This window comes from Ignatzschineria sp. LJL83 (assembly GCF_054871845.1).
Window position 1 is genome coordinate 1 of the sequence record NZ_JBTXLY010000019.1, and the last position, 25,949, is coordinate 25,949.

Here is a 25,949-nt window from a genome sequence, read left to right on the forward strand (position 1 = left end):
TTCAAGGGTAAGATGTGAATAATGCGACATAATTCAACTCCGGGAAGGGATGGATAATGGAGCATTGTCACATCTTACTTCCGTTTCAGATAGTTAAAAAGTGTCGCACTTCATACTTGGATCTAAGGAAGATTAAAAGTAGGATTCTGCATTTTACTCATATTGAAGTTTATTTCCTTATAATAGCGATCTATTCAATGCTATTTACTAACAACTCCTTAAAGGTTTTATCAATATGTTGAAAAATCCCGTTAGGCTATCCTTGGATCAAAAACTACAGAAGATCATTCAAGGAAATTATAATTTTAATGTTTTCGATATCCTTAAAAAGGCAATCGCCTCCATTAAAGGTTTAAAACTTAAATATTTTTTAGTATCTCTCATTAGTTTAGCGATTAACTTAATATTTTTAGGTATCAGCATTGCAATGACACCTAGCCACCACAGCTTTGCATATAGCTCTTCTATGCCCGGCATCGGCGCCATCATATTTATGTTATTCAATCTTATGATCAATGTCGCATTAGTTGCCGGATTTTCTCAAATCACGTTAAGGCACCTCAGAAAGTGGCGCAATCCCTTACTCGACGGGCTATTTAGTTTCTTTCCGATAATGGGCCGATTGTTTCTTATCAATATTGTGCTCTTCATTTTCACCTTGATCCCACTTTTGGGAATGGGATTTTTACTTCAGTCTATCGAAAGCTCACTATTTGAAGGTTTACTCGTCATCACTCTATATTGTGTGTTATTTGCAATAGCTCTTTTCTATTCGTTAGTCCTTTTTATTATGGCGGATTATCCCACAATGGGATTCTGGAAAGTCATGGAAACCTCACGAAAACTCATTATGAACCGTTGGTTAAAAATAGGTGTTTTTTATCTTGTTCTCTTCATTATCCTATATATATCGATGTGGATTTTATTCACTGTAATAGCTTTAATTGTTCTACCTCTACTGATAGCGAATGATCCTTACACAGCTGGCATCCTCTCTGTTTTCATCTACGTACTTTTAGCCTATTTCATAATGTTCATTATTTCCTTATGGCTAATCCCTTTCCTGACATCAGTACATGGATTGATATATCTGCATTTAATCAACGACCCTTATTTAGAGAAAAATATGAATCAAGAATCCTCAGAATAAAGTCTAATATCCCAGCGAATGTTGTCATCAAAAGCTGTAAAGAGGCTATAAAAATGATAATAAAAAGAGGATTGTACTGTGCTTTTAAATGCACCTTACAATCCTCTTTTTTACTTCGATATCTAATGAGAATCTTATAAAAAATCTGATCAATAATCTTACAGATTCTTCATTCGCTTACTTTTTATAACGCGTGATATCTAAACCCTCTGTACTAATTTCAGGGGTAACGCCGGCAATGAGATCGCTCACATAACGCCCTGAACCTGAAGCCATTGTCCAACCTAATGTTCCATGTCCGATATTGAGGAAAAGATTATCGTATTTAGCTCTTCCTAAAATCGGTGTACCATCTGGCGTTGCCGGACGTAATCCTGTCCAGAATTCTGCTTTTGGAATATCTCCGCCATCAGGGTAAAGATCATTCGTGACGAACTCTAACGTTTCTCTACGGCGTAGATCTAAAGAGAGATCATATCCCATAAGCTCCGCCATACCTCCCACACGAATACGATCATCAAAACGAGTGATCGCAATTTTGTAGGTTTCATCTAAAATCGTTGATTTTGGTGACATTGCCGGATCGGTAATGGGGATCGTTAAGGAATATCCTTTGAGCGGATATACCGGAATATTAATGCCGATCGGCGCTAAGATATTATCTCCATAGCTTCCTAAGCAAACGGCGTAATTATCAGCAGTTAAACGCTCGCCATCAATCCAAACGCCGGTGACTTTATCGCCAGCAACTTCGATTTTTTCTACAACGTGACCAAATTTAAACTCCACGCCAAGTTCTTTCGCTTTTTCCGCTAAACGAGAAGTATAGAGATAGCAATCGCCTGTTTCATCATTTGGTAAACGTAAACCGCCGGCAAGTTTATAAGCAGTTTTAGCTAATGCCGGTTCTGCGGCAATAATGCCTTCTTGATCTAAAACTTCATACGGAACGCCAAACTCTTCCAATACCGCAATATCGCTTTTAATCGCTTCCATCTGTTTTTCTGTACGAAGTAATTGTGTTGTGCCTAATGTACGCTCTTCATAATGAAGCCCGATCTCTTCACGAAGTTCTCTTAAACAATCGCGGCTATATTCTGCCACACGAACCATGCGTGCTTTATTCACCGCATAACTCTTCTCATTACAGTTTAAGAGCAGATCCATCATCCATTTATACTGCTTCATGCTAGCAGTCATTTTAATCGCAAGCGGTGCGTGTTTTCTTTGAAGCATCCATTTCATTGCTTTAAATGGAATTCCCGGCGCTGCCCATGGCGTTGCATATCCTGGAGATATTTGTCCTGCATTAGCATAGCTTGTTTCAAGTCCTGCACCTTCTTGGCGATCTACAACAGTAACTTTAAACCCTTTTTTCGCTAAGTAATAAGCAAGCGATGTTCCAACAACGCCACTTCCCAATACTAATACATCCATATTTAAGCCCCCTCACAACATATTCATGCTAAATCATCGATTACAAATCAATATTAAAAAGACGATTTATTTTATTAAATAAACTTAGTAATGATTCTAATAATATTACTAATAAGCTGTCTGCGTATTATACAGACTTCCCCATAATAGCTAAAAATCTTTCAATGATAACTTGCGAAAGATCGTATGTTTCATCAGAAATCTTGCCAAGATTATTCAAATCAACACTACCATCTTTCATAAATTGTGATTATAATAATCACAATTAAAGATACATAGATTCTCAATATGAGAATCTTAAAGTTGTTTTTCATTCAACATCATTGAGTAAAGGCTTTTATCACACTATGTTTGAGTCAATTTTGACAACCATCCAAACCGTCCTTTGGGATTATCTTTTAATCTATCTTCTCTGCGGTATTGGGATTTTCTATACGATTATTCTGAAAGGGATTCAGGTTCGAAAATTTAAAACTGCGGTCAATGCGCTCTTTTCAAAATTTACCCTTTCCGGCAAAAAAGCGGATAAAGGCGGAATGAGTTCTTTCCAAGCTGTTTCAACCGCAATCGCCGGACAAGTGGGAACCGGAAACCTTGCAGGTCCGGCAACAGCTATTATTGCCGGCGGACCGGGTGCCATCTTTTGGATGTGGGTCTCTTCCTTTTTTGGAATGGCAACAATCTATGCTGAAGCAATGCTGGCGCAAAAATATAAAACCAAAGATCATTCCGGACAAATGGTCGGCGGTCCTGCGTATTACATTGAAAAAGGGCTTGGTTTAAAATGGCTTGCCGTACTTTTTGCGATCCTTATTATTCTTGCACTCGGTTTAATTGGAAACATGGTGCAATCAAACTCCATCGCTTCGGCATTTGAAAAATCCCTCAATATTCCCACATGGATTACCGGCTTAGTCGTTGCGGTTTTAGTGGCTTTTGTCGTGATTGGCGGTATTAAAAACATTGCCTCTTTTACCGAAAAAGTTGTGCCTTCTATGGCATTTTTCTATCTCATTGGTGCCATTATAGTTTTGGCGATGAATTATCAATTCATATTGCCGGCATTTAAAATGATCTTTATTGCGGCATTTAATCCGGAAGCGGTACTCGGCGGCGGTGCCGGTATTGCGATTCAACAAGCGATGCGTCTTGGAATTGCACGAGGACTTTTCTCCAATGAAGCCGGAATGGGTTCAACGCCGCATGCACATGCTGTTGCAAAGGTAAAAACACCGGAAGAGCAAGGATATATCGCCATGATGGGCGTATTTGTTGTCGGCGTGATTGTGACATTAACAGGACTTGTGATTATTACTTCCGGCATTCGCGGTTGGGAAGCTTCGGGCTCTACGAATCCTTCATTCTTGAGCTTCTTTGAAGGAGAAGGCACCGGCATTACGATTACGCAATATGCCTATGAGATGGTTTTTGGCTCTGCGGGCGGGATTTTTATCGCCGTCTCCCTGCTCTTCTTCGCCTTTTCCACCATTATCGGTTGGTACTATTATGCCGAAACGAATGTTCGTTATCTCTTTCAAAACCGCATTGCCGTACCGCTGTTTCAGCTTGTTGCCGTGATCGGGATTTTCGGCGCTTCCTTTGTGAAAGTCGATGTGGTTTGGCAATTAGCAGACGTATTTAATGGCTTAATGGTGCTTCCCAATATCACGGCGCTCTTTCTCTTAGCACCGCTTGTGGTGATAGAGTCTTCAGGATTACGTTGGAAATCGATTCCGCTTTTAGGACGATTAAAAATATCTCAGGCTTCTGAAAAGTAGATTTTACAGGTACAATCAGACGAAATCTCATCTCACTTTATAAGAGGATTGTTATGAAATCTTTATCCATCGGGCTTGTCGCACATGATGCAAAGAAGAAATTATTAGTCGATTGGGTTGGCGATTACTTGCCGTACTTTCGTCAACACGAGTTGTTTGCAACAGGAACAACGGGGAAGCACATCTTAGAAGCGTATCCAGATCTCTCGCTCACTTGCCTTAAAAGCGGTCCTTTAGGCGGAGATCAGCAATTAGGTGCAAGAATCTGTTCTGGCGAATTAGATATGCTCATCTTCTTCACCGATGCGCTCACACCAATGCCACACGATGTTGACGTAAAAGCCTTGATTCGTTTATCAACGCTCTATAACATTCCGATTGCGTGTAATACGGCAACGGCAAGTCTACTTATGAAAGCAGTATTAATTGATAACGATTACGATCATTAATCCGTTCATTTCAAACATTCATCAAAAAAGGCTTCAATCTTAGGATTAGAAGCCTTTTTTATAACTATTATTCAATCAAAGTTTTTAAACCTTAAAGCTCATTGATGGTTCTCTTGATGAATCGATCGCAGATAAAGCTTACTCACTAAGATACTAAATAGTGGCAACATATAAATGAAATGAGAATCCAAATCTGAGGAATCCAAGAGATAAACGACGCTTCGATAGAACTCAGCCCCTGAATAAAATGCGGATATAAACCAATGATCACAATGGTGAGCAAAATATAGATCACAATCGAGATGATTACTATTGCAAACAATACCGTTAAATAGAGCGTTAAAATTTTCCAAAGTCTTGGCATTACAAGCTTCCGAGACAACTTTAAAGCGCTGAAAATTCCAATATGATGCCGATCATTCAAGATATGAAATACGAAAGAGTACGCCGTCATGCAATAGAAAAAAATGATCATACTCAAAATAATCGCACATATGCTCAGCATTGAATTTTCTAACGATATCACCCAAAACAGTGCGATTCCAAGCGTAATATAGAATACGATAAAGAGTAGACTTGTGAGTAAAAATTTCAAAAAAGGCATTTGGAATAAGAAGGAGATAAAATCCCACTTCCAATCAATGGGCTCTTCTCTTAAATGCCGTAATGCTAATTTAGACATCGCAACATTCAAGGAAGCGTTGCAATAGATCAAGATGCCAAAGAAGGAAATCAAACTAAATACCGATCTTCCTAACGCCATAAAGACAATGCCAATATTTAAAATAACAATAATGTAGATAAGGCTTAACGCTATCGGCTGTTTAAATCCCGTGGTCGATTTCCAAGAATCTTTCAACATTCCGTACCAAGAAAAATTATCTACCTGTAAAGCAGGTTCTTTAAAAGACACTTTTTGACTCCTATTTTGTGACGCATATTTCCACAAAAAACAGTTACGATAAATATTCACAATAAATATTTACAATAAAGAGGATAATGCGTTCTATTATGCCGTTTTAAATGTCAATTTTTGCCTGCGAACGACGGTTTTCAATACTTTGTATTAATTATTTAATCTGATTTACAAAAAACTACCATTTGTGTGCAACTCTCAATGATCAATAGTAGACTAGCCCTTTTTTTAAACTATCTTTCAAATTGATTATTAAGGATTACTCATGAATCAAATGCGAGAACTGACGCTCCGGGGAATGATCCTCGGAGCGCTTATTACGGTGATTTTCACCGCTTCAAATGTGTATCTTGGACTTAAAGTCGGACTCACTTTCTCTTCCGCCATTCCGGCTGCTGTGATTTCCATGGCGGTTCTCAAACTCTTCGCCGGTTCCACCATTTTAGAAAACAACATGGTGCAAACGCAGGCTTCTGCTGCCGGCACGTTATCTTCCATCATCTTCGTCATTCCGGGATTATTGATGATCGGCTATTGGAATGATTTCCACTTCCTCATGACGTTCTTAATCTGCGCTGCCGGCGGAATGCTCGGCGTACTCTTCTCTATTCCGCTTCGTCATGTGATGGTTGTGAAGAGTGATCTTCCTTATCCTGAAGGCGTTGCCGCAGCTGAAATCCTCAAAGCAGGTTGCAGTGAAGAAGTCGATAAAAATGGTAAAAGCTCCTCGAAAGAAGGGCTGAAAGATATTCTATTTGGTGGCGCAATCGCTGCTGCCGTTACGCTATTTACAAGTGGCTTTAGAATTCTTTCAGGAAGCACATCTTATTGGGCGGTTGCCGGCAAAGCGATTTTCCAAATCCCCATGGGTTTCTCTTTAGCGCTCATGAGCGCCGGTTATTTAGTGGGAATCGTGTCTTGTATCGCGATTATTATCGGTGCGTTCATGGCTTGGGGCGTTGCCGTTCCGATTTTAAGTAGCACCGGCGATTTCCCTGCGGAGATGAGTTATGCGGCGATCGCTTCTCAAATCTGGGCGGAAGATGTGCGCTTTATCGGCGCTGGCACATTAGCCATTGCCGCACTTTGGACGTTATTAACGCTCTTCAAGCCTGTGATTGAAGGCATTAAAATGTCGCTCGGCGCACTCAAAGGCGATACCGGCAATTCTACGAATCGTACAGAACAAGATCTCTCGCCGAAAACCATTTTAATGATTATGATTGCGATGTTAGCGATCTTATTAGGTACGTTTTATACCTTTATTGCCGATGCCAATCTCTCCGCAGGTTTTGCATGGACATTAGTGATCGTATCTGTGGTTTTCGCGTTTGTCATGGGCTTCTTAGTGGCCGCTGCAAGTGGTTACATGGCGGGATTAGTGGGTTCTTCTGCAAGTCCGATTTCCGGCATTGGCATTGTCGCTGTGACGATTGCCGCACTTTTACTTCTCTTTGTAGGAGAAACCGGCGGTTTAATGGAAACGGCGGATGGCAAGCAATTTGCAACAGCGCTTGCGCTCTTTACAACAAGTGCCGTCGTTGCTATTGCGAGTATTTCTAACGATAACTTACAAGACCTCAAAACAGGTTACCTTGTTCATGCAACGCCTTGGAGACAACAAGTTGCGCTTCTCGTGGGCTGTATTGTCGGGGCGATTGTGATTGCACCAATCTTAGATATTCTCTATCAAGCGTATGGTTTTACCGGCGCACTTCCTAGAGAAAACATGGATCCAACACAAGTATTAGCAGCACCGCAAGCGACACTTATGGCAACCATCTCTTCCGGTATTTTCTCTCGCAACTTAGAATGGTCGATGATTATTATCGGGCTTGTGATTGGTGCCGTGATTATTGCCATTGATTTCATCTTAAAGCAGACAGGTTCAAAATTCCGTTTGCCGGCATTAGCTGTGGGAATGGGGATTTACCTGCCACCGAGCATTACAACACCGATCTTTATCGGCGGATTAATCTCATGGATCATTAAACGCATGGTGCATAAACGTCTTGAGAAGCAATCTGAAGATGCGCGCAATCAAGCGCATCAAAAAGCAGATCGTCGTAGCGCACTTATCGCTTCCGGTTTAATCGTAGGTGAAAGCTTAGTCGGCGTCATTATGGCGGCAATTATTGTGGTAAGCATGAATATTGATGCTGTGCCCGATGATCGTAAAAATGCACCATTATCGCTTCTTGGTCAAATGACAGATATCTTCGGCACTTCAACACCGATGGTGCAACAGCTTCTCGGCTTATTTATCTTCGTATTAGTTGCCGTAATTTTCGTAAGACGTGCGCTTTCAGCGTTGAAAAACTAGATTAAAGTAAACTAATTAGAAATGTAACGTGCTATTAAATTTTTAAAACAATGAAGAAAAACAAAAGGCTTTAAGCATCATGCTTAAAGCCTTTTAATTTCTAACATGAAACTTATTTCAATCACAAGACATCGCTTTGCTTAAAAAAATCGATTAATTAAAATATATAATATTATTTGATTTTATAATTTTATACATTAATATACAAATAGCTATTATATATAAATGGCTGATTTTAATATTAACTATATATAAACAAAGGTATGATTTATGAAAAAATTAACAATTACAGGTCTTGTTTTAGCAACCGCACTTCTTGCGAACCAATCTTTCGCATACAAATACCACAACAACGGTGATTACAACAACGGTTATCACAATAACTATTCTCCTGTTACTGAAGTTTTAGTAGGAGAAACACAAGGCGCATACGGTAAAAAATTCTGTTCTTACCAAAAACTTAAAAATGGTCAAGTAATCGCTCAATACACTAAAACTGTATCAAACAGAATCGCTTGCCCAACTCGTTAATTTGAAACAGATGAATGTAATAAAAGATCAAAAATAAAAGCCAAAACTAGTTTTGGCTTTTTTCTTGTACTAAAAATTCCCTAATCTCTATGTCCCTTAACCCAATATAAGGACTTGTAAGGATTAAAATTAAAGCGATGAGATGTAGAGAGAATGATCTCCTCGATATTCATCTCTTTGATGAGCATATTTAAAGCTTCTATCGCTTGTAGATTAAAGCGATAGAAACCATCTTCTTCATGCTCCACAGTTCGATGCGGATTGGCATGAACCATCACACCATCAATATCTAAAAATAGTTTCATATCACTATCCAAAACACTTCCACATCAAGAAATACATTAACGCCATTCTATTTCAGGAAATGCTGCTTTTACGCCGGAAACAACGCCCATTCCAAGCTCTTTCATCATCTTCGCAAAAGGATCTTCTTTCTCGGTAAAATCCACTAAATATGCAGCCGATAATTCCTCACGCGCAACCGTTTGCGCTGAACCTAAACCATCAATTAGACCAATTTCTAGCGCTTGTTCCCCATTCCAAACTAAACCGCTATAAAGATTTGGGTTCTCTTGAACGTTTAAACGGGTTCCTCGTCCATTTTCCACAGCGGCAATAAACTGATCATGCACGCCGCTCAGAACTTCTTTCCAAAAATCTGTTTCAACGGCATTTTGAGGAGAAAATGGATCTAAGAACGCTTTATATTCGCCGGAAGTATATAAACGTCGTTCAACACCGACTTTTTCCATCAATCCTGTAAAACCAAAACTCGCCGCCGTCACACCAATGGATCCGACTAAACTCGCTTTATCCGCATAGATATAATCCGTTGCCGCCGCAATATAATACGCGCCGGAAGCGCCGATATCTTCGATCACGCTATAGATTTTCTTCTCCGGATAGAGCGCTCGTAAACGGTTAATTTCATCATATACATAACCGCTTTGTACTGGCGATCCACCACCTGAATTGATTCGTAAAATAATGCCAACGGCATAAGGATCTTGATATGCTCTTTGAATGCCGGAAATCATTCGGCTTGCGCTCGCATCGCTATTTTCTGCAATCTCGCCTTTCACATCAATCACCGCCGTATAACGCGTAATGATATTGCCGGAATCATCAATCTGGATATTACTTCCTTTCATGCTATTGCCGGCTAGTAAACCTAAAACCATCAACACAAAAATCATCAAAAAAGTGAGTTTAAAGAAGATATTCCAACGCCTTCTACGGCGAGCTTCCACCGTTGCGTTATTGAGTGCATTCGCAAGCGTTTTTGCTAACAGATCACTGTTGATGCTATTTTCATGAGCGTTTCCAGCTTGTGAAATCGCTTGTTTATCAATATAAGGGGGAATGCCGGAGTGGGTGGATTCGCTCATAATGTTGATCCTTTTTACCTGTTTTAATAAGAAATATGATTTCACTATACGGGAAATTCATACAAAATATTCTCTATCATGGATAAAAAAGAGAAACGTCTTTCGAACATTTCTCTTTTCAATTTCAATCTGTTTTAAATGCTGAATCGCTCGATTCTATCGGCGTGGCATTTTGCCTTTTAAAGAGCGCATCATCTTACGAACACCGCCACCTTTAAATTGCTTCATCATGCGTTGCATCTGATCGAACTCTTTTAGAAGCTTATGCACTTCTTGAATATTCACGCCGGCACCATCTGCAATACGTTTACGGCGAGGTGCTTTGATAAGCTTATGATCTGCACGCTCTTTTGGCGTCATGGAATTAATGATCGCAATTTTCTGTACGAAAATTTTATCGTCCACTTTTCCTTTCGCTTTCTCAGCAATATCGCCCATTCCCGGCAATTTTGTTAAGAGCGTATTGATACCGCCCATATTGAGCATCTGTTCCATTTGCGCTTTGAAGTCATTTAAGTCTAAGCCTTCGCCTTTTTTGAACTTGTTCGTCAGGCGCTCTGCTTCATCCTTATCAACTTTCGCTTCCATCTCTTCAACAAGTGATAGAACATCACCCATATCTAAAATTCGAGATGCTAAACGATCGGGATGGAAAGGCTCAAGTGCTTCAAGCTTCTCACCAACCCCTAAGAATTTAATCGGCTTTTGCGTAATATGACGAATAGAAAGTGCCGCACCACCGCGCGCATCTCCATCAATTTTCGTCAAGATCACGCCGGTTAACGGAAGCGCATCATTAAATGCTTTTGCCGTATTTGCCGCATCTTGCCCTGTCATACTATCCACAACAAAGAGCGTTTCCACAGGATTCAATACCGCATGAACTTCTTTGATCTCGTCCATGAGCTCTTCATCAATATGAAGACGACCTGCAGTATCGACAATCAAGACATCGGCATTCATGAGTTTTGCACTTTCAATCGCTTTACGGGCGATATCTTGTGGCTTTTCAGAAGCTGTAGATGGAATGAATTCCGCACCGACTTGCCCTGCAACCGTTTTAAGCTGTTCAATTGCCGCAGGACGATATACGTCCGCACTCACAACCGCAACTTTCTTCTTCTCACGCTCTTTTAAGAAACGCGCAAGCTTACCAACGCTCGTGGTTTTACCAGCACCTTGTAAACCTGCCATTAAGATAATTGCCGGCGGTTGTACGCGTAAATTTAAGGATTCATTGCTCTCACCCATAATTTGGATAAGTTCTTCATGAACCACTTTAATAAATACTTGACCAGGATTGAGGCTGTCGATCACTTCTTTACCGACCGCACGCTCTTTCACCTGATTAATAAATTCTCTAACAACAGGAAGGGCAACGTCTGCCTCTAAAAGCGCCATTCGGACTTCACGAAGCGCATCCTGAATATTGCTCTCTGTTAATCTCGCTTGTCCGCGAAGCGAGCGCATCGTTTGTCGTAAACGATCACTTAAATTCTCAAACATAAAAACCCTTTTTAGCTTTTATTTATATTTCTTATGAAATTTCTAGTAAAATCATTGTATAGTTTACTTGAAATGGGGACTTGTTTAAAGTTCCCTCCTAGATATAAAAAGGTAAGAATCTTAAGACCATGACGTTAGTTACCATCAATATTGGACTCTATCTTTTGTCAACACTCTTTTTATTATGTGCCCTTTCTCAAAAACGGCGCAATTGGTGTTTACAGCTGAGCTATATCTCCCTCATTACCGGAATTTTAACGCAAGGAACCATCCTCAGTTACCAAATCGCCGGCGGAGATTTTCAACAAGTCAGTGCCATTGAAGCACTTTCCATCACTGTCTTTATCATGCTGTTGATTGTCATTCCTTATATGAGAAGACATCTCAATACAGCCATTGGGCTTACTGCATTTGCAACCATTGTACAGATATTAACATTATTCAACACGCAAGAAGTAAGTTTTAGTACGCCTTCCCCTTGGTTAAGTCTTCATATTTTAACGTCAATTGTTGCCTATGCGATTCTATTAATGGCATCGATTCAAGCATTATTAGTTTATCTTCGTGATAAATCATTGAAACAGAAGAAGTCTATTACTCATAAATTACCGCCGATTATGCGGATGGAAGTGCTTCTTTTTAGATTATTACTCATGGGCTTTATTCTATTAACCTTGAGTTTACTCACAAGTTTCGCATTTATTGATCAATGGTTTGCACCTCATTTTGTGCATAAAACTATATTAATCGCGCTCTCTTGGTTGTTATATGGCGGCATTTTATTTGCGCATCGCTATTTTGGATTAAGAGGAAAAGCGGCAGCAAAGTGTATTTTACTAACTGCCATCATTTTACTCCTTGGCATTACCGGCACACGCCTCATTCAGGAATATCTTTTCGCCTCTTCTGCAGAAGAGTTAATTGCGCTTCATTCATTATAAAATTATGACTAATAACTCTTTAAAAGAACAATCCTTCATTCATCATCTGATCGAACTTCGAGATCGTTTTATTCGTGCCGGCATTGGCGTTTTACTCGTTTTTATCTGCTTAGTTTACTTCTCAAATGATATCTATAATTTCGTTGCAACACCGCTTCTAAAAGTAATTCCTGAAGGCGGAAAAATGATTGCAACAGACGTAATTGCGCCATTTATCGTGCCGATTAAACTCACGCTTTGGGTTTCATTCTTCATCGCCATTCCATGGGTTTTATATCAAGTATGGAGTTTTGTGGCACCTGGGCTTTATCAGCATGAGAAAAAAGTGGCATATCCAATTATCGCATCAAGCGTCCTGCTCTTTTATCTCGGCATGGCATTTGCTTATTATGCCGTCATGCCGGTAATGTTTAAGTTCCTTTCAAGCTCTGCACCATCGGGCGTGGAAATTGCTACGGACATCAGCAAATATCTCTCAACGGTTTTACGTCTGTTTTTCTTCTTTGGCATTGTGTTTGAAATTCCGATTGTGCTCATTATCCTCATTTCTCTGAGAATCATTAGCACTGAAAGCCTCATTAAAAAGCGCCCTTACATTATCATCGGCGTTTTCACATTCTCGGCAATCGCAACACCGCCCGATCCTTTCTCCATGATTATCTTTGCAACAGCGGCGCTTCTTCTCTTTGAACTTGGGCTCTATATCGGCAAAAGAATTGAGAAAAATCGCGCTAAAAAAGAAGCCAATAATGAAACTGATGATGATACAAATGAAAATTCAAATTATAGCGTTGAAGCATCAGAAAGTGAGAAGCAATAACGGCATTCCTCTTCAATAACAGCATCGCAAAACACCGATTTATCTGTGGATAAGAATCTAAAAGTGGTATAATAACCCTTCAAAAATATCCGCATAAATCGGTTTTTTTATTCTTTTTTTATTTAAAACGGACAGTGTGATCAATTATTATGATTAAAACTCGCTTCGCCCCATCTCCAACGGGCTATCTTCATATTGGTGGTGCTAGAACAGCACTTTTCTCTCAGCTTTTTGCGTTACATAACAAGGGTACAACGGTACTTCGTATCGAAGATACAGACCTTGAGCGTTCAACGCCGGAAGCCGTTGAAGCAATTATGGAGAGCTTAGAATGGCTTGGTTTTAAGTATGATGAAGGTCCTTACTACCAAACTAAACGTTTCGATCGTTATAAAGAAGTGGTAGATGAACTTCTTGAAAGTGGTCATGCTTACTATTGCTATTGCACACAAGAAGAGCTTGCAGAAATGAGAGCAAAAGCAGAAGCGAGCAAAGAAAAACCTCGTTACGATGGGACATGGCGCCCAGAACCAGGCAAAACACTTCCTGAAGTACCGGAAGGTATTCGTCCTGTTGTTCGTTTTAAAAACCCACAAATTGGCGCAACAAGCTTCTCGGATCTTGTTCACGGCAATTTAAGTGTTCAAAACAGCGAGCTTGATGACCTTATTATCGCTCGTGGCGATGGTTCACCAACTTACAACTTCTGTGTGGTTGTGGATGATGTGGATATGGAAATCACACACGTGATTCGCGGCGACGATCATATCAATAACACCTATCGTCAAGTAAACATCTTCAAAGCAATGGGCAAACCTGTTCCACAGTTTGCGCACCTTGCGATGATTTTAGGCGACGATGGTCAGAAACTTTCTAAACGTCATGGCGCTGTTGGCGTTATGGAATATTATGATCGCGGTTTCCTGCCGGAAGCTGTGATTAACTATCTCGTTCGTTTAGGTTGGTCACACGGCGATCAGGAGATCTTCTCATTTGATGAAATGGTTGAATTCTTTGATCTTAAAAATGTGAACAAATCTGCAAGTGCATTTAACACTTCTAAACTTCTCTGGCTCAATCAGCATTATATGATTGAGAAAAACCCAGCGGAACTTGCAATGCTATTAAAACCTTTCCTTGAGAAAGCGGGCGTTAAAACAGAAGATACGCCGGAGTTTGATAACTACTTAACAGAAGTAGTTCAATCTCACGTTAAACGTTCAGAAACACTCGTTGAACTCGCAGAAATGGTGAAATACCTTTTTGTTGAAGAGATAGAAATGGATGAAGCGGCAAAAGCGAAACAGATCACAGAAACTTCAAAACCTGTGCTTGAAGAGCTAGTTCGTCTTCTTTCAGAAGTGACTGAATGGAAACCTGAAGCGCTCGATGCGGTTGTAAAGCAAGTGACTGTGAATCTTGAAGTAGGAATGGGGAAAGTAGGAATGCCTCTTCGTACGGCAATTGTTGGTCGTACAAACTCACCAAACCTTGATGAAACACTCTACTTGGTAGGTAAAGATCGCACTATTGAGCGTCTTAACAAAGCCATTGCGATGATCTAATTAAAATCATCTATTAATTAAATACAAGATAAAGTGCGACAATCTTTAGCTCTCAGAGTTAAAGATTGTCGCACTATTTATATCCGGTTTTTAAAGACAAAAAACAATCAAAGAATATTGCGATACCTTTTCGAGTATTCTTGGGAAAAATGCTTTAACTCTGCCTCAGTCTTCATTTTCGCAACGAAATGAATACCCGCTAATATTTTCTCAATAATTAAAATGACCATTTCATGTCTGTTTTAATCTCATCAAAAATCTAAATAATACCTTCAGCAGTTAATCAATTACTACCATTAAAACAATGAAATATACTCAATAACGACTGAGTTTATTACGCTGAAGCCATTAAAAAATACAAGCGATCACGACATTGAAAAATTCAATTAGATAATACTAACTAAATCATTAATAATTATTTAGTTAATTTATTTATATATAATTCGTTTTTATATTAAAAATATGTAACTAATCAGGTTTTTATTTTTTGATTAATATCAAAATTACTATAAATTTACGATAGTAAATATACCATGGTAATACAATGCAACAACCTCAAATTTACATGAGTTTAACTATAAATACAGATGTATATTCTTAAAAACAAAGGTAAGCAACCAATCAAAATAACTTGACGTTATAGTCAATGAGGTAGATCCTATGTGCATTACTTTCTGTTAATGGATTATATATTTAAGCATTAAATCTTTAAGTTAATTTTCAGTAAATCCTCAAAGGTTTCGCTTACATTATAAGTTAATACAGAAATAATATTATGGCTATTAGTTCTATAACAGATTATTTTCAATCCTTTATTGAGAAAGGTGTGAAGAATGAAAGCTGTCAAACTTTGAATAAATGAGGTGAATAGTAATGCATTTAAACCCCGTAGAGAAAGAAAAATTACTCATTTTTCTGGCAAGTGAGTTGGCCTGGAAACGTAAGGAGAGAGGCCTAAAGCTAAATTACCCAGAATCTATAGCCATTATTACTAGCTTTATTTTTGAAGGCGCTCGTGATGGAAAAAGAGTGGCTGAATTAATGGAGTCGGGAAAACATGTATTAACTCGAGATGATGTAATGGACGGTGTTCCTGAAATGATCGCTGATATTCAAGTAGAAGCGACCTTCCCAGATGGCACCAAACTTGTAACTGTACATAATCCGATCTCCTAAACGTTGTTAATAGAGATCCCAATTGTTTTCGAAAATCTATGAATTACTGAAAATAGGAGAGGTATTAAAGTGAACACTCAAGGTGAAAAAAATTATATAGTCCCTGGCGAATATAGGCTCGCAAAAGATCCTATTGAGCTAAATGCTGGACGTACTACTGTACGTATCCGCGTTGCAAATACGGGAGATCGCCCCATCCAAGTTGGTTCCCATATCCATTTTGTCGAAGTTAACAGACAACTTTCATTTGACCGCCGAGCAGGTGTAGGCAAGAGATTAAATATTCCAGCCGGTACTGCTGTTCGATTTGAGCCAGGCGAAGAGATGGAAGTTGAACTCGTAGAGTTAGGCGGAAATCGCTGTGTTTACGGAGTTAGTGATTTGACTAACGGTTCCATTGATAATGTCGATGAAATTATCAAAAGAGCTGAAAAGTTAGGTTTTAAAGGAGCTTAGTAAGAAATGAAATATAACAGACAACAGTACGCAGATAATTTTGGTCCAACCGTAGGCGATCAGGTTCGCTTAGCAGATACGGATTTATGGATTGAAGTCGAAAAAGATTATACTTCTTACGGTGATGAAAATAAATTTGGTGGCGGTAAAGTTCTACGCGAAGGTATGGGACAAAACGGAACCTTTACTCGTGATGAAAATGTTCTAGACCTCCTTATCACGAATGCTCTTATTCTCGACTATACAGGAATTTATAAAGCAGATATTGGTATCAAAGATGGCTATATCGTCGGAATTGGTAAAGCTGGTAACCCAGATATTATGGAAGGCGTTACTCCCAATATGATTTGTGGAGCAGCTACTGAAGTGATCGCTGGAGAAGGAAAAATTGTTACAGCTGGCGCAATCGATACCCACGTACATTTCATTGAACCAGATCAGTTAGCTGTTGCGATGGCAAATGGTACAACCACATTATTTGGTGGCGGTACAGGTCCTGCTGAAGGTACAAAGGCAACAACTATCACTCCAGGCTCATGGAACATCGAAATGATGTTAAAGGCTGCTGAAGATTTCCCTTTAAACATTGGTATCTTAGGGAAAGGTCATGCGTCATCTCTCGCTCCTCTTATGGAACAAATTGATGCTGGTGCAGCAGGTCTTAAAATTCATGAAGACTGGGGAGCAACTCCAGCATCCATTGACCGTAGCTTACAAGTCGCTGATCTAGCTGATATCCAAGTTGCAATCCATACAGACACATTAAACGAAGCAGGTTTCCTTGAAGATACGCTTCGTTCAATTGATGGGCGAGTCATTCACTCATTCCACGTCGAAGGTGCTGGTGGTGGACATGCTCCTGATATCATGAAGATGGCAGGACAACCTAATGTACTTCCCTCTTCAACAAACCCAACTAGACCATTCACGGTGAATACCATTGATGAACATTTAGATATGTTGATGGTTTGTCATCACCTTAGTCAAAACGTACCTGAAGATGTGGCATTTGCTGACTCTAGAATTCGTCCAGAAACAATCGCAGCAGAAGATATTCTTCACGACTTAGGTGTGATTAGTATTATGTCATCAGATGCTCTTGCAATGGGTCGAGCAGGTGAGATGGTCATGAGAACATGGCAGACTGCGGATAAAATGAAAAAGCAACGCGGTGCATTATCTGGAGAGAAAAATAATTCAGATAACTTACGTGTGAAACGCTATGTTGCAAAATATACGATTAACCCAGCAATTGCTCAAGGTGTCTCCCATGAAATTGGTTCTATTGAAGTGGGTAAATTTGCTGACTTAGTCCTTTGGCAACCAAAGTTCTTCGGTGTAAAAGCTGAAACAATTCTTAAGGGTGGTTTTATCGCTTATGCACAACTTGGTGACCCAGGTGCATCTATCCCGACACCTCAGCCTGTGATGTTCCGCCCAATGTTTGGAGCAATGGGTAGTGCTAAATACACTGCGAACATTACCTTTATGTCGAAAAGTTCCATTGAAAAAGGTGTTCCGGAGAAGCTAGGTCTGAAACGTCGTATCGGTACTGTCAAAAATTGTAGAAATATTGGCAAAAAAGATATGAAGTGGAATGATGCAACGCCGGTCATTGATATTAATCCTGAAACCTATGAAGTGAAGGTAGATGGAGAACTTATTCAATGTGAACCACTTGAGAATGCAGCAATGAGCCAAAGATACTTCATGTTTTAACAATCATGAATTTCAATATAGCGAATAGCATTTTGAAGTAATTTTGTAAAAAACATATAGAAGGATACTAATCGTGATTTTTACGAAGACGATAGGAAATATCAGCAATCTTAAGACACTAAACAAAAATGTTGACTGGCTTGAGATTGACTGGGAAGACTTAAACAAAAAAATATTACGTAAGCAAACACTGGGTGGTATGGATGTTTCCATATCACTTCAGGAAGGCGGTCATCTTCATTATGGAGATATCTTGTATGAAGATGACAATACGCTCATAGCGATTCGTACGAAATTGGAAAAAGTCTATGTTATTACACCTAAGAGCATGCAAGAAATGGGGAAGATGGCGTTCGAATTAGGAAACCGTCATACCCAATGCATTATTGATGATAGTGAAATTCTTGTTCGTTATGATCACACACTCGAGAAATTAATGGATGAAGTGGGAGTTAGCTATGAAGAATCTGAGAGACGATTCAAAGAACCATTCAAATATAGAGGACATCAGCACTGACCCATTATTTTTACATCTTGTTCAAATTCATGATACTGCGTTTCCAACCGGAAGTTTCGCTCACTCTTTCGGGATGGAAACATATATTCAAAACGGTACTCTTCGAGATGAAGAAGATTTAAAAAAATTTCTTGCCATGTATATCCGTCATAATCTTGCATCAGGTGATGGCATTCTCATTAAGGAAGCTTATTGTCTTGCAAAGGAGCAAGACAATAAAGCTCTTATACACCTTGAGAATATTTGCCATGGCATCAAGCTATCTCCAGAAACAAGAACAGCAAGTGCAAGAATAGGTCGGCAGTTTTTACATACAGTGTATCAATTAACTGATAACGAATTGATTACGCAGTGGTATGAAAAACTAAAAAATCAGGAAATAAAGGGACATTATGCCATTGCTTACGGCATTTATACCGCCGTTTTAGGTGCTGACCTAAAGACTGCGATTGAAATGTTTTTTTATTCCTCAATTACCGCACTCGTACAAAATGCGGTTCGTGCAGTTCCACTTGGACAAATGAGTGGCGTAAAAACAGTATTTGCATTGTTGCCTCTTATTCGAGAAACAGTTAATCGAGTGATGACATTAGACCTAGATGATCTAGATAACAACTCGATAGCTCTTGAAATTGCATCCATGAAACATGAATTCCTGCATTCTCGGTTATTCATGTCATAAGACAAGAGAAAATATAGGTATCGACTGCTTATCCAGCAGATTTACATAAAATTATTGGGAAATTAATTTCTGCTTGTCATGATTGCCATCTTAAGAAAAAGTCTAATTAAGGTGCTTGATTACAAGTAGTTTATAAGGAGATTACAAAATGAGAACAGTATGTCTTGGCATTGGTGGACCAGTAGGTTCAGGGAAAACAACGCTTATAAAGCAACTTGCTGCAGAATTAAAAAAAGAATACAAGATCGCTGTTATTACAAATGATATCTATACAAGAGAAGATGCTAACTTCCTGATTAATGAAAAGGTTCTTGATCCTGATCGTATCATAGGAGTTGAAACTGGGGGATGTCCTCATACAGCTATCCGCGAAGATGCATCCATGAATTTTGAAGCGATTGATGAGCTGAATCAACGCTTTGATGATCTCGACATCATTCTTTTAGAAAGTGGTGGTGATAATCTCTCGGCAACATTCAGCCCTGAATTAGTAGATGCTTTCGTTTTTGTGATTGATGTTGCACAAGGCGGAGATATCCCAAGAAAAGGCGGCCCTGGCGTTACACGTTCTGATTTACTTGTTGTCAATAAAACAGATCTTGCACCTTATGTGGGTGTAGATCTCGACAAGATGAAGAGTGATACCAAAAATTCAAGAGGTGAAAGACCTTTTGTTTTTTCAGATATTAAAACTGAAAAAGGTCTAAGTGAAATTCTTTCTTGGATTAAATCGGATCTTTTGTTTGGAGTAAAACCTCATGAATCGGAAACCAATCTCAGCTAAGCAATTACAACATAATGGTTCTTTATCTTTAACATTCACCAGTCGAAGAGATAAAACGATCATAAGCCATTGCTATCAGACTCCGCCTCTTAGGGCGAGTCGAGCATTGTATATGAACTCTGAAGATCCATCTGAAGCTACTGTCTATATGGTAGAAACATCGGGTGGTTTACTAGCAGGCGACCAAAACGACTTTAAAATAGATATTCAAGAAGGCGCTAATGTCTGCCTAATTCCACAATCCGCGGTAAAAATATATCCCGCATTTAACGGAGAATGTAGTTCACAAAATATTCATATATCACTTGCTTCTAAAGCAAGTCTTTCATGGAAAACTGAAGCGATAATTCCTTTTGAAGAAGCTAAATTTCATGGAGAAACTATTGTTCACATGGCGCAGGATGCGAGCTTGCTTTGGGGTGAAATTTTATCCCCTGGGCGTGAAAAACGAGGAGAAATATTCCAATACAAGGATGTCAGATCAAATTTTCAAGTTTGGATGGGAGAGGATTGTTTAATTTATGACTCTCTCTTATTTTCACCGGCTCATATGGATCTTAGCCAATTAGGCTTACTTGAAGGATATTTATATGTTGGATCGATGTGGTTTGTAACGCCCTCTATACAACAGATAGATATCAAAAGATTAAATGAGAAACTTCAGCAGTTCGCGCACGTAAAAGCGTGTGCTTCATTTCTTGATGGAAAAGCAATTAATGTTAGATGGCTTGCATCAGACTTAGTATTGCTAAAACAAGAAATGAACAATACCTGGCATGAGTTCACAAGCTATAAGAGCTAATGCCTCAATAATGTATCTTATATAGGAGATAAATTTTGGGAAAACATCTTGAATCAAGCATCTCATCAGCTGAAACAACAAGGGGATCAAATGCACCTGCATATATTATTCTCCTTATAGGAATCGCTGCTCTTTCATTTACTGCGCCTTGGGTCAAACTGGCAAACTTCGAACCGGCAACTTCTGCTGTTCTTCGTTGTGGAATCGGTCTTTTAGCTCTCTTACCATTTGCAATTCGTGAATATAAAAAAATTGGAGGTTTGAATAAAGAAGGTATATTTCTTTCTGTGATGGCAGGTCTATTCTTAGGTGTAGACTTTACAGCTTGGAACTATTCGATCTTCTATGTTGGTTCAGGTATTGCTTCAATCTTACTCAACATACAAGTCATTATTTTACCTGCGCTAGCATTCTTCATTGATAAAGAAAGAATTCCTAAGAGCTACTATATTATCGCGCCGATCATGATTCTCGGAGTGATGATGTCTGGGGGTATTTTCAACCCTACTGATGCAATTGCAACAGGTCCAACACATGTATATGGCATCAATATCGCTGTTCTTGGAACTATCTGTGGTATGACGTCAGGTTGTTGTTATGGTATCTACCTTTACTCTAGCCGAAAAGCAACGAGAGTAAACCCTGCATCATCTGTGAGTATGATGAAAATTGTTCAGCCGATGGCATGGGCAACTGCAGCTCAGCTTTTAGCTCCAACGCTTTTCATGATCTTCTTCTCTGATCGAGGATTTGACCTAACTAATGGTGTATTTATTGATGGTGTTCTCCCAATGAATCCAGAAACAACAGTGGGTGATCCTATTACTGCTATAAACTGGTTCTGGATGATTGTGTTAGGAGTATTAGGTCAAGCTGTAGCATGGACATTTGTTCAATATGGTGCGGTTCGTTTGAACCCAACGATTGTTGCGGGTCTATTACTACTCAGCCCTATCGCAACTGTTGCGGTTATTGCACCAGTAATGTTCGGAGAGTCATTAACTTGGATCCAAATTCTCGGAGTCGTGATTGTACTGATAGCCGTTGCATTCCAAAATGGTCTCATTAAGTTTCCAAAACGGACAAAAGAAGCGATTTAACATACAGTAAATAATTGTCATTTAGACAAGCTGATATTAATTCTATCGAGTAAATATCAATAAAACAAAAAACGATCATAAACAGGTGCTTATGATCGTTTTATTTATATCTTTTAAATATAATCTTGGTAATACCCCTTCCCTTACATTGATGCTCTCTTAAAGAAACTCTAAGACCATCACTTTCTCGCCGCTTCATCTAATGTATCAAGGTATTTCAGCTTTTCACTGATCTGTTTTTCTAACCCTCGATCTGTGGGTTCATACCATTTCATCTCTTGCATGCCATCTGGGAAATAATATTCACCGGCAGCATAAGCACCGGGTTCATCGTGAGCGTAGCGGTAGTTTTTACCATGACCGAGTTCAGCCATAAGCTTTGTAGGTGCATTTCGAAGATGAAAAGGGACTGCTCTTGTTTGATCGCCGGCAACAAAGTATCGTGCTTTTTTAAATGCCATATAACCGGCATTGGATTTTGCGGCACACGCCAAATAGATTGCCGCTTGCGCAAGCGCTAAATCACCTTCTGGGCTTCCTAAACGCTCGTAAGTGGTGAGCGCATCTGTTGCGATCTGGATCCCTCTAGGATCGGCTAAACCCACATCTTCCCACGCCATCATTAAAATACGACGACCTAAATAACGAGGATCTACGCCACTTTCCATCATGAGTGAAAACCAATAGAGCGCTGCATCAGGATCAGAACCACGAATCGACTTATGAAGCGCCGAGATCTGATCATAGAAATAATCGCCGCCTTTATCGAATTTTTTAGGCTGATTCGTTAAGGTTTTCGCTACTAATGCTTGGCTGACAACAGTTTCATCATGACTTTTTGCAATTGTGAGTAACTGCTGTAATAAGTTCAGAGAACGCCGTCCATCACCGCCGGCATAATCAATCAGCATCTCTCTGCCGGCATCTTCTAACGAAAACTCAGGAAAATATTGCGCTAAAGCACGATCAACAAGTTCTGAAATAGCCGTTTCATCTAATAGTTCTAACACATAGACAAACGCGCGAGATAACAACGCTTGGTTAATTTCAAAAGAGGGATTTTCTGTGGTTGCACCGATGAACGTGACAAGTCCTGATTCTACAAAAGGAAGCAAGGCATCTTGTTGCCCTTTATTAAAACGGTGGATTTCATCAATAAACAGAATCGTCCGGCGACCTTGTAAACGATAGCTTTCCGCTTCCTTAATCGCTTCTCGAATCTCTTTTACGCCTGAAAATACTGCCGATAAAGAGATAAACTCTGCATCAAATTCTGCAGCCACTAAATTCGCAATCGTCGTTTTACCAACGCCGGGTGGGCCCCAGAAGATCATCGAATGAGGCGCACCGCTTTTAAATGCTTCGTATAAAGGCTTCCCTTCTCCTAACAGATGCTTCTGCCCTACCACATCCGCAAGTTTCTTCGGTCTCGCCAAATCTGCTAATGGAGTGAATTGTAGATTTTTCTCTTGAATCAGATCATCAAACAGATCATTCATTATTTTGTCTCGTCAATCACATCCACACCTTGTGGGATTTTAAAATCAAATACAGAAGGATCAATGTCCTTATTTTCTACGACTCTTTTGACAATAAAAGAGATATTTTGACCTGTGATATCTTCCACTTTAAATGAGTAGATCTTACGATTTGCGAAGATCACTTGAATATCGGTAATTTGTAGATCGCTATTTTGTACTTTAGGCGTTAATAGATATTCACGGCGATCACGAATCGTTTTAATATCAAAGTTTTGATCTAACCCCTGATCACTGAGTAAAATTTGTAAAACAGGATTTTCAACCACATCTTTAATCGGCTTCATAATGACTTGCATAAGATCTACATCGTAAAACCAAAATTGAGAGCCATTACTGATTAACATTTGATGATAAGGTTTCGTATAATCGAACAAAAATTGTGGTCCCTGATGATTCCCAGAATTGCCCTTATTTCCTTGCATTCTCTCATTAGTGGCTGAACTTGTGGCTGATTTTTTATCAATAATTAACTGCCCAGAAGTTGTGTCTTTGCGATCTTTAGTGATAACCTCTTGTGTGAAGTTTGCCTCAAGCGTCTGAAAATTATTAAAATAATCCACGATAAACTGTTGATCTGCATAAGAGCTTACAGGAAAAAGCACCATGACTATTGGTACGATTATTTTTAGGTATTTTTTCATTATAGATGCACCCTTTGGTAAGTTTCTACAAGATTTTTAGGTAAGTCAGTATAGCAGAACGGCGGATATTATAGAATCAGATCTCGAGGATAAACCCTCTGATTTTAGAGAGAAAATATCATTAGCACGTTCTGCTTTATTCTTTTTTATCACTATAAACCACTATAGGATATTACAAGTTTTATAAAACGGAAGTTATAGGAGTCACCTTAATGATAAGCTCAAATATGATATCGTTCGATGTCTACGGAACAATGGTCATGGCCTGTCTAACATTACTACTCGGTCGTATTGTTGTCGCCAAAATCCCAGCTCTTGATAAATTTACTATTCCAAGCCCTGTGGCAGGTGGTCTATTAGTTGCATTCACAATCTTAATTCTAAAAAGTTATTTTGATTTTGAAATCAAGTTTGACACAGTTCTACAAACCCCATTAATGCTTATGTTCTTTGCAACAATCGGATTAAATGCAAACTTTAGAAGTCTCCTTTCAGGTGGTCTTTCGCTCGTTATTTTCCTCGTTGTTGTCATCATCTTCTTAGTGATTCAAAACGGTGTCGGTGTCGGTCTTGCTTCAGCGCTTGGTCTTGATCCTCTAATGGGATTACTTGCAGGTTCTATTACCTTAGCAGGCGGACACGGAACTGGAGCTGCTTGGGGTGATGTATTCTCTAAAGAGTATGGTTTTACCAATGCAACTGAAATTGCGATGGCTTGTGCGACATTCGGGCTTGTTCTCGGCGGTTTAGTCGGCGGTCCTGTTGCGAAATTCTTACTTCGTAATCGTCAAGAAAAATTAAATACAACCATCTTAGATGGTGGAAAACCTGCTGAAGCTTCAGATAATATCACGGCATTTGAACAGCCTCGTGCAAGTCGCCGTATCACGTCAACAGCGCTTCTCGAAACCATCACAATGGTATTGATTTCTATCGCTTTAGGAACACTTTTCTCTAATCTTTTAAGTGACACGAAATTCGCTCTTCCAACATTCGTATGTGTACTGTTTGTCGGCGTAATCATTAACAACCTTCTTTCACTCATCAGCAATCAAATTATCTTTGAGCGTTCCGTATCCATCGTTGGAAACGTGAGTTTATCTCTCTTCCTTGCAATGGCACTCATGAGTCTTAAATTATGGGAACTCAAATCGCTTGCGGTTCCAATGATTATTATTCTCGGCGTTCAAGCATGTTTCATGGCGCTTTATGCAATCTTTGTAACTTATACTGTTATGGGTAAAAATCTTGATGGAGCGGTATTTGCAGCGGGTCATTGTGGATTTGGATTGGGTGCAACCCCAACAGCCATTGCCAATATGCAAGCAGTGACTGAGCGTTTTGGTCCATCACCGAAAGCATTCTTAGTGGTACCAATGGTCGGTGCATTCTTCATCGACCTTGTGAACGTGATTGTCATCAAACTCTATCTCATGTTACCGATCTTCCCACAAGTTACGGCTACCGTAACAGGTGGTTAAGATTCACAATATAATGGTATTTTGGATATCGAATCTAAGGATTGGATAATTCAAAGTATCCCTTCAAAACATCAAAAATAGAATCCCGCCAAAAAGGTGGGATTTTTTTATATCTTAGATCCAAGTATGAAGTGCGACACTTTTTAACTATCTGAAACGGAAGTAAGATGTGACAATGTTCCATTATCCATCCCTTCCCGGAGTTGAATTATGTCGCATTATTCACATCTTACCCTTGAAGAAAGG

The 25,949-nt window shown here is 39.4% G+C and carries 24 protein-coding genes; 17 read left to right on the plus strand and 7 right to left on the minus strand.

Annotation, left to right across the window (positions count from 1 at the left end):
- Positions 1–235: 235 nt before the first annotated feature.
- Entirely contained in the window at positions 236–1,150 is a 915-nt protein-coding gene (locus tag ACYSN2_RS10605; RefSeq protein ID WP_461750227.1) for a hypothetical protein, read from the plus strand.
- Positions 1,151–1,327: 177 nt separating this feature from the next.
- On the opposite strand, the gene ACYSN2_RS10610 is transcribed toward ACYSN2_RS10605, so the two are convergent.
- Positions 1,328–2,587: a D-amino acid dehydrogenase gene (locus ACYSN2_RS10610; RefSeq protein ID WP_461750228.1), complete on the minus strand. Its 1,260-nt coding sequence runs from the start codon at positions 2,585–2,587 to the stop codon at positions 1,328–1,330.
- A gap of 347 nt (positions 2,588–2,934) precedes the next feature.
- Here ACYSN2_RS10610 and ACYSN2_RS10615 point away from each other — a divergent pair, with 347 nt between their 5' ends.
- Both ACYSN2_RS10615 and ACYSN2_RS10620 read left to right on the plus strand, forming a co-directional pair.
- Entirely contained in the window at positions 2,935–4,365 is a 1,431-nt protein-coding gene (locus tag ACYSN2_RS10615) for an alanine/glycine:cation symporter family protein (RefSeq protein WP_461750229.1), read from the plus strand.
- 53 nt (positions 4,366–4,418) lie between these two features.
- Positions 4,419–4,814: a methylglyoxal synthase gene (locus tag ACYSN2_RS10620; protein WP_461750230.1), complete on the plus strand. Its 396-nt coding sequence runs from the start codon at positions 4,419–4,421 to the stop codon at positions 4,812–4,814.
- Positions 4,815–4,959: 145 nt separating this feature from the next.
- Here the strand turns inward: ACYSN2_RS10620 and ACYSN2_RS10625 are convergent, their stop codons facing one another.
- Positions 4,960–5,727: a hypothetical protein gene (locus tag ACYSN2_RS10625; RefSeq protein WP_461750231.1), complete on the minus strand. Its 768-nt coding sequence runs from the start codon at positions 5,725–5,727 to the stop codon at positions 4,960–4,962.
- A 268-nt stretch (positions 5,728–5,995) separates the two neighbouring features.
- Between ACYSN2_RS10625 and ACYSN2_RS10630 the strand changes: the two genes are divergently transcribed.
- Positions 5,996–8,053, plus strand: a complete 2,058-nt coding sequence (locus ACYSN2_RS10630) for an OPT family oligopeptide transporter (protein WP_461750232.1) — start codon at positions 5,996–5,998, stop codon at positions 8,051–8,053.
- Between the two features lie 270 nt (positions 8,054–8,323).
- On the plus strand, positions 8,324–8,584 hold the full coding sequence (locus ACYSN2_RS10635; protein ID WP_461750233.1) for a hypothetical protein: 261 nt from the start codon (positions 8,324–8,326) through the stop codon (positions 8,582–8,584).
- 80 nt (positions 8,585–8,664) lie between these two features.
- Here the strand turns inward: ACYSN2_RS10635 and ACYSN2_RS10640 are convergent, their stop codons facing one another.
- From ACYSN2_RS10640 to ffh, 3 genes are all read right to left on the minus strand, one after another.
- Positions 8,665–8,889 carry an HAD domain-containing protein gene (locus tag ACYSN2_RS10640; protein WP_461750234.1) on the minus strand — a complete coding sequence of 75 codons (225 nt, stop codon included), beginning with the start codon at positions 8,887–8,889 and terminating at the stop codon, positions 8,665–8,667.
- 36 nt (positions 8,890–8,925) lie between these two features.
- The gene (locus ACYSN2_RS10645; protein WP_461750235.1) at positions 8,926–9,972 is read right to left on the minus strand and encodes a S49 family peptidase; all 1,047 of its coding nucleotides are present in this window, start codon (positions 9,970–9,972) and stop codon (positions 8,926–8,928) included.
- A gap of 156 nt (positions 9,973–10,128) precedes the next feature.
- Positions 10,129–11,478 carry a signal recognition particle protein gene (gene ffh / locus ACYSN2_RS10650; protein ID WP_461750236.1) on the minus strand — a complete coding sequence of 450 codons (1,350 nt, stop codon included), beginning with the start codon at positions 11,476–11,478 and terminating at the stop codon, positions 10,129–10,131.
- A 128-nt stretch (positions 11,479–11,606) separates the two neighbouring features.
- Between ffh and ACYSN2_RS10655 the strand changes: the two genes are divergently transcribed.
- The 11 genes from ACYSN2_RS10655 (at position 11,607) to ACYSN2_RS10705 (ending at position 22,040) form a co-directional block, all read left to right on the plus strand.
- A complete protein-coding gene (locus ACYSN2_RS10655) occupies positions 11,607–12,419 on the plus strand; it encodes a cytochrome C assembly family protein (protein WP_461750237.1) in 813 nt (270 codons plus the stop codon).
- A gap of 4 nt (positions 12,420–12,423) precedes the next feature.
- Complete coding sequence (tatC, locus tag ACYSN2_RS10660; RefSeq protein WP_461750238.1) at positions 12,424–13,239, plus strand: twin-arginine translocase subunit TatC; 816 nt, start codon at positions 12,424–12,426, stop codon at positions 13,237–13,239.
- 146 nt (positions 13,240–13,385) lie between these two features.
- Complete coding sequence (gltX, locus tag ACYSN2_RS10665; protein ID WP_461750248.1) at positions 13,386–14,804, plus strand: glutamate--tRNA ligase; 1,419 nt, start codon at positions 13,386–13,388, stop codon at positions 14,802–14,804.
- 873 nt (positions 14,805–15,677) lie between these two features.
- Positions 15,678–15,980, plus strand: a complete 303-nt coding sequence (gene ureA, locus ACYSN2_RS10670) for an urease subunit gamma (protein ID WP_461750239.1) — start codon at positions 15,678–15,680, stop codon at positions 15,978–15,980.
- Between the two features lie 96 nt (positions 15,981–16,076).
- On the plus strand, positions 16,077–16,436 hold the full coding sequence (locus tag ACYSN2_RS10675) for an urease subunit beta (protein WP_461750249.1): 360 nt from the start codon (positions 16,077–16,079) through the stop codon (positions 16,434–16,436).
- Between the two features lie 6 nt (positions 16,437–16,442).
- Positions 16,443–18,155, plus strand: coding sequence for an urease subunit alpha (gene ureC / locus ACYSN2_RS10680; RefSeq protein WP_461750240.1), 1,713 nt, complete (start codon positions 16,443–16,445; stop codon positions 18,153–18,155).
- A gap of 73 nt (positions 18,156–18,228) precedes the next feature.
- Positions 18,229–18,672 carry an urease accessory protein UreE gene (locus tag ACYSN2_RS10685; protein WP_461750241.1) on the plus strand — a complete coding sequence of 148 codons (444 nt, stop codon included), beginning with the start codon at positions 18,229–18,231 and terminating at the stop codon, positions 18,670–18,672.
- The gene (locus ACYSN2_RS10690; protein ID WP_461750242.1) at positions 18,614–19,354 is read left to right on the plus strand and encodes an urease accessory protein UreF; all 741 of its coding nucleotides are present in this window, start codon (positions 18,614–18,616) and stop codon (positions 19,352–19,354) included. Before ACYSN2_RS10685 ends, ACYSN2_RS10690 begins: the two co-directional genes overlap by 59 nt.
- A gap of 148 nt (positions 19,355–19,502) precedes the next feature.
- Positions 19,503–20,138, plus strand: a complete 636-nt coding sequence (ureG, locus tag ACYSN2_RS10695) for an urease accessory protein UreG (protein WP_461750243.1) — start codon at positions 19,503–19,505, stop codon at positions 20,136–20,138.
- Positions 20,139–20,250: 112 nt separating this feature from the next.
- Entirely contained in the window at positions 20,251–20,940 is a 690-nt protein-coding gene (locus ACYSN2_RS10700; protein WP_461750244.1) for an urease accessory protein UreD, read from the plus strand.
- 35 nt (positions 20,941–20,975) lie between these two features.
- The gene (locus ACYSN2_RS10705) at positions 20,976–22,040 is read left to right on the plus strand and encodes a DMT family transporter (protein ID WP_461750245.1); all 1,065 of its coding nucleotides are present in this window, start codon (positions 20,976–20,978) and stop codon (positions 22,038–22,040) included.
- Positions 22,041–22,219: 179 nt separating this feature from the next.
- On the opposite strand, the gene ACYSN2_RS10710 is transcribed toward ACYSN2_RS10705, so the two are convergent.
- Together ACYSN2_RS10710 and lolA are read right to left on the minus strand one after the other, a co-directional pair.
- Positions 22,220–23,539, minus strand: a complete 1,320-nt coding sequence (locus ACYSN2_RS10710; protein ID WP_461750246.1) for a replication-associated recombination protein A — start codon at positions 23,537–23,539, stop codon at positions 22,220–22,222.
- Positions 23,539–24,222, minus strand: coding sequence for an outer membrane lipoprotein chaperone LolA (gene lolA / locus ACYSN2_RS10715; RefSeq protein ID WP_461750247.1), 684 nt, complete (start codon positions 24,220–24,222; stop codon positions 23,539–23,541). The genes ACYSN2_RS10710 and lolA overlap by 1 nt, the downstream gene beginning before the upstream one ends.
- A 227-nt stretch (positions 24,223–24,449) precedes the next feature.
- Between lolA and gltS the strand changes: the two genes are divergently transcribed.
- A complete protein-coding gene (gene gltS, locus ACYSN2_RS10720) occupies positions 24,450–25,703 on the plus strand; it encodes a sodium/glutamate symporter (RefSeq protein ID WP_461750250.1) in 1,254 nt (417 codons plus the stop codon).
- The last annotated feature ends 246 nt before the right edge of the window (positions 25,704–25,949 follow it).

Excerpts from the sequence above, each read along its gene's own strand:
- ACYSN2_RS10605 (WP_461750227.1), top strand. The coding sequence starts at position 236 with ATGTTGAAAAATCCCGTTAGGCTATCCTTGGATCAAAAACTACAGAAG.
- ACYSN2_RS10610 (WP_461750228.1), bottom strand. The coding sequence starts at position 2,587 with ATGGATGTATTAGTATTGGGAAGTGGCGTTGTTGGAACATCGCTTGCT.
- ACYSN2_RS10615 (WP_461750229.1), top strand. The coding sequence starts at position 2,935 with ATGTTTGAGTCAATTTTGACAACCATCCAAACCGTCCTTTGGGATTAT.
- ACYSN2_RS10620 (WP_461750230.1), top strand. The coding sequence starts at position 4,419 with ATGAAATCTTTATCCATCGGGCTTGTCGCACATGATGCAAAGAAGAAA.
- ACYSN2_RS10630 (WP_461750232.1), top strand. The coding sequence starts at position 5,996 with ATGAATCAAATGCGAGAACTGACGCTCCGGGGAATGATCCTCGGAGCG.
- ACYSN2_RS10635 (WP_461750233.1), top strand. The coding sequence starts at position 8,324 with ATGAAAAAATTAACAATTACAGGTCTTGTTTTAGCAACCGCACTTCTT.
- ACYSN2_RS10640 (WP_461750234.1), bottom strand. The coding sequence starts at position 8,889 with ATGAAACTATTTTTAGATATTGATGGTGTGATGGTTCATGCCAATCCG.
- ACYSN2_RS10645 (WP_461750235.1), bottom strand. The coding sequence starts at position 9,972 with ATGAGCGAATCCACCCACTCCGGCATTCCCCCTTATATTGATAAACAA.
- ffh (WP_461750236.1), bottom strand. The coding sequence starts at position 11,478 with ATGTTTGAGAATTTAAGTGATCGTTTACGACAAACGATGCGCTCGCTT.
- ACYSN2_RS10655 (WP_461750237.1), top strand. The coding sequence starts at position 11,607 with ATGACGTTAGTTACCATCAATATTGGACTCTATCTTTTGTCAACACTC.
- tatC (WP_461750238.1), top strand. The coding sequence starts at position 12,424 with ATGACTAATAACTCTTTAAAAGAACAATCCTTCATTCATCATCTGATC.
- ureA (WP_461750239.1), top strand. The coding sequence starts at position 15,678 with ATGCATTTAAACCCCGTAGAGAAAGAAAAATTACTCATTTTTCTGGCA.
- ureC (WP_461750240.1), top strand. The coding sequence starts at position 16,443 with ATGAAATATAACAGACAACAGTACGCAGATAATTTTGGTCCAACCGTA.
- ACYSN2_RS10690 (WP_461750242.1), top strand. The coding sequence starts at position 18,614 with ATGAAGAATCTGAGAGACGATTCAAAGAACCATTCAAATATAGAGGAC.
- ureG (WP_461750243.1), top strand. The coding sequence starts at position 19,503 with ATGAGAACAGTATGTCTTGGCATTGGTGGACCAGTAGGTTCAGGGAAA.
- ACYSN2_RS10700 (WP_461750244.1), top strand. The coding sequence starts at position 20,251 with ATGAACTCTGAAGATCCATCTGAAGCTACTGTCTATATGGTAGAAACA.
- ACYSN2_RS10710 (WP_461750246.1), bottom strand. The coding sequence starts at position 23,539 with ATGAATGATCTGTTTGATGATCTGATTCAAGAGAAAAATCTACAATTC.
- lolA (WP_461750247.1), bottom strand. The coding sequence starts at position 24,222 with ATGAAAAAATACCTAAAAATAATCGTACCAATAGTCATGGTGCTTTTT.
- gltS (WP_461750250.1), top strand. The coding sequence starts at position 24,450 with ATGATATCGTTCGATGTCTACGGAACAATGGTCATGGCCTGTCTAACA.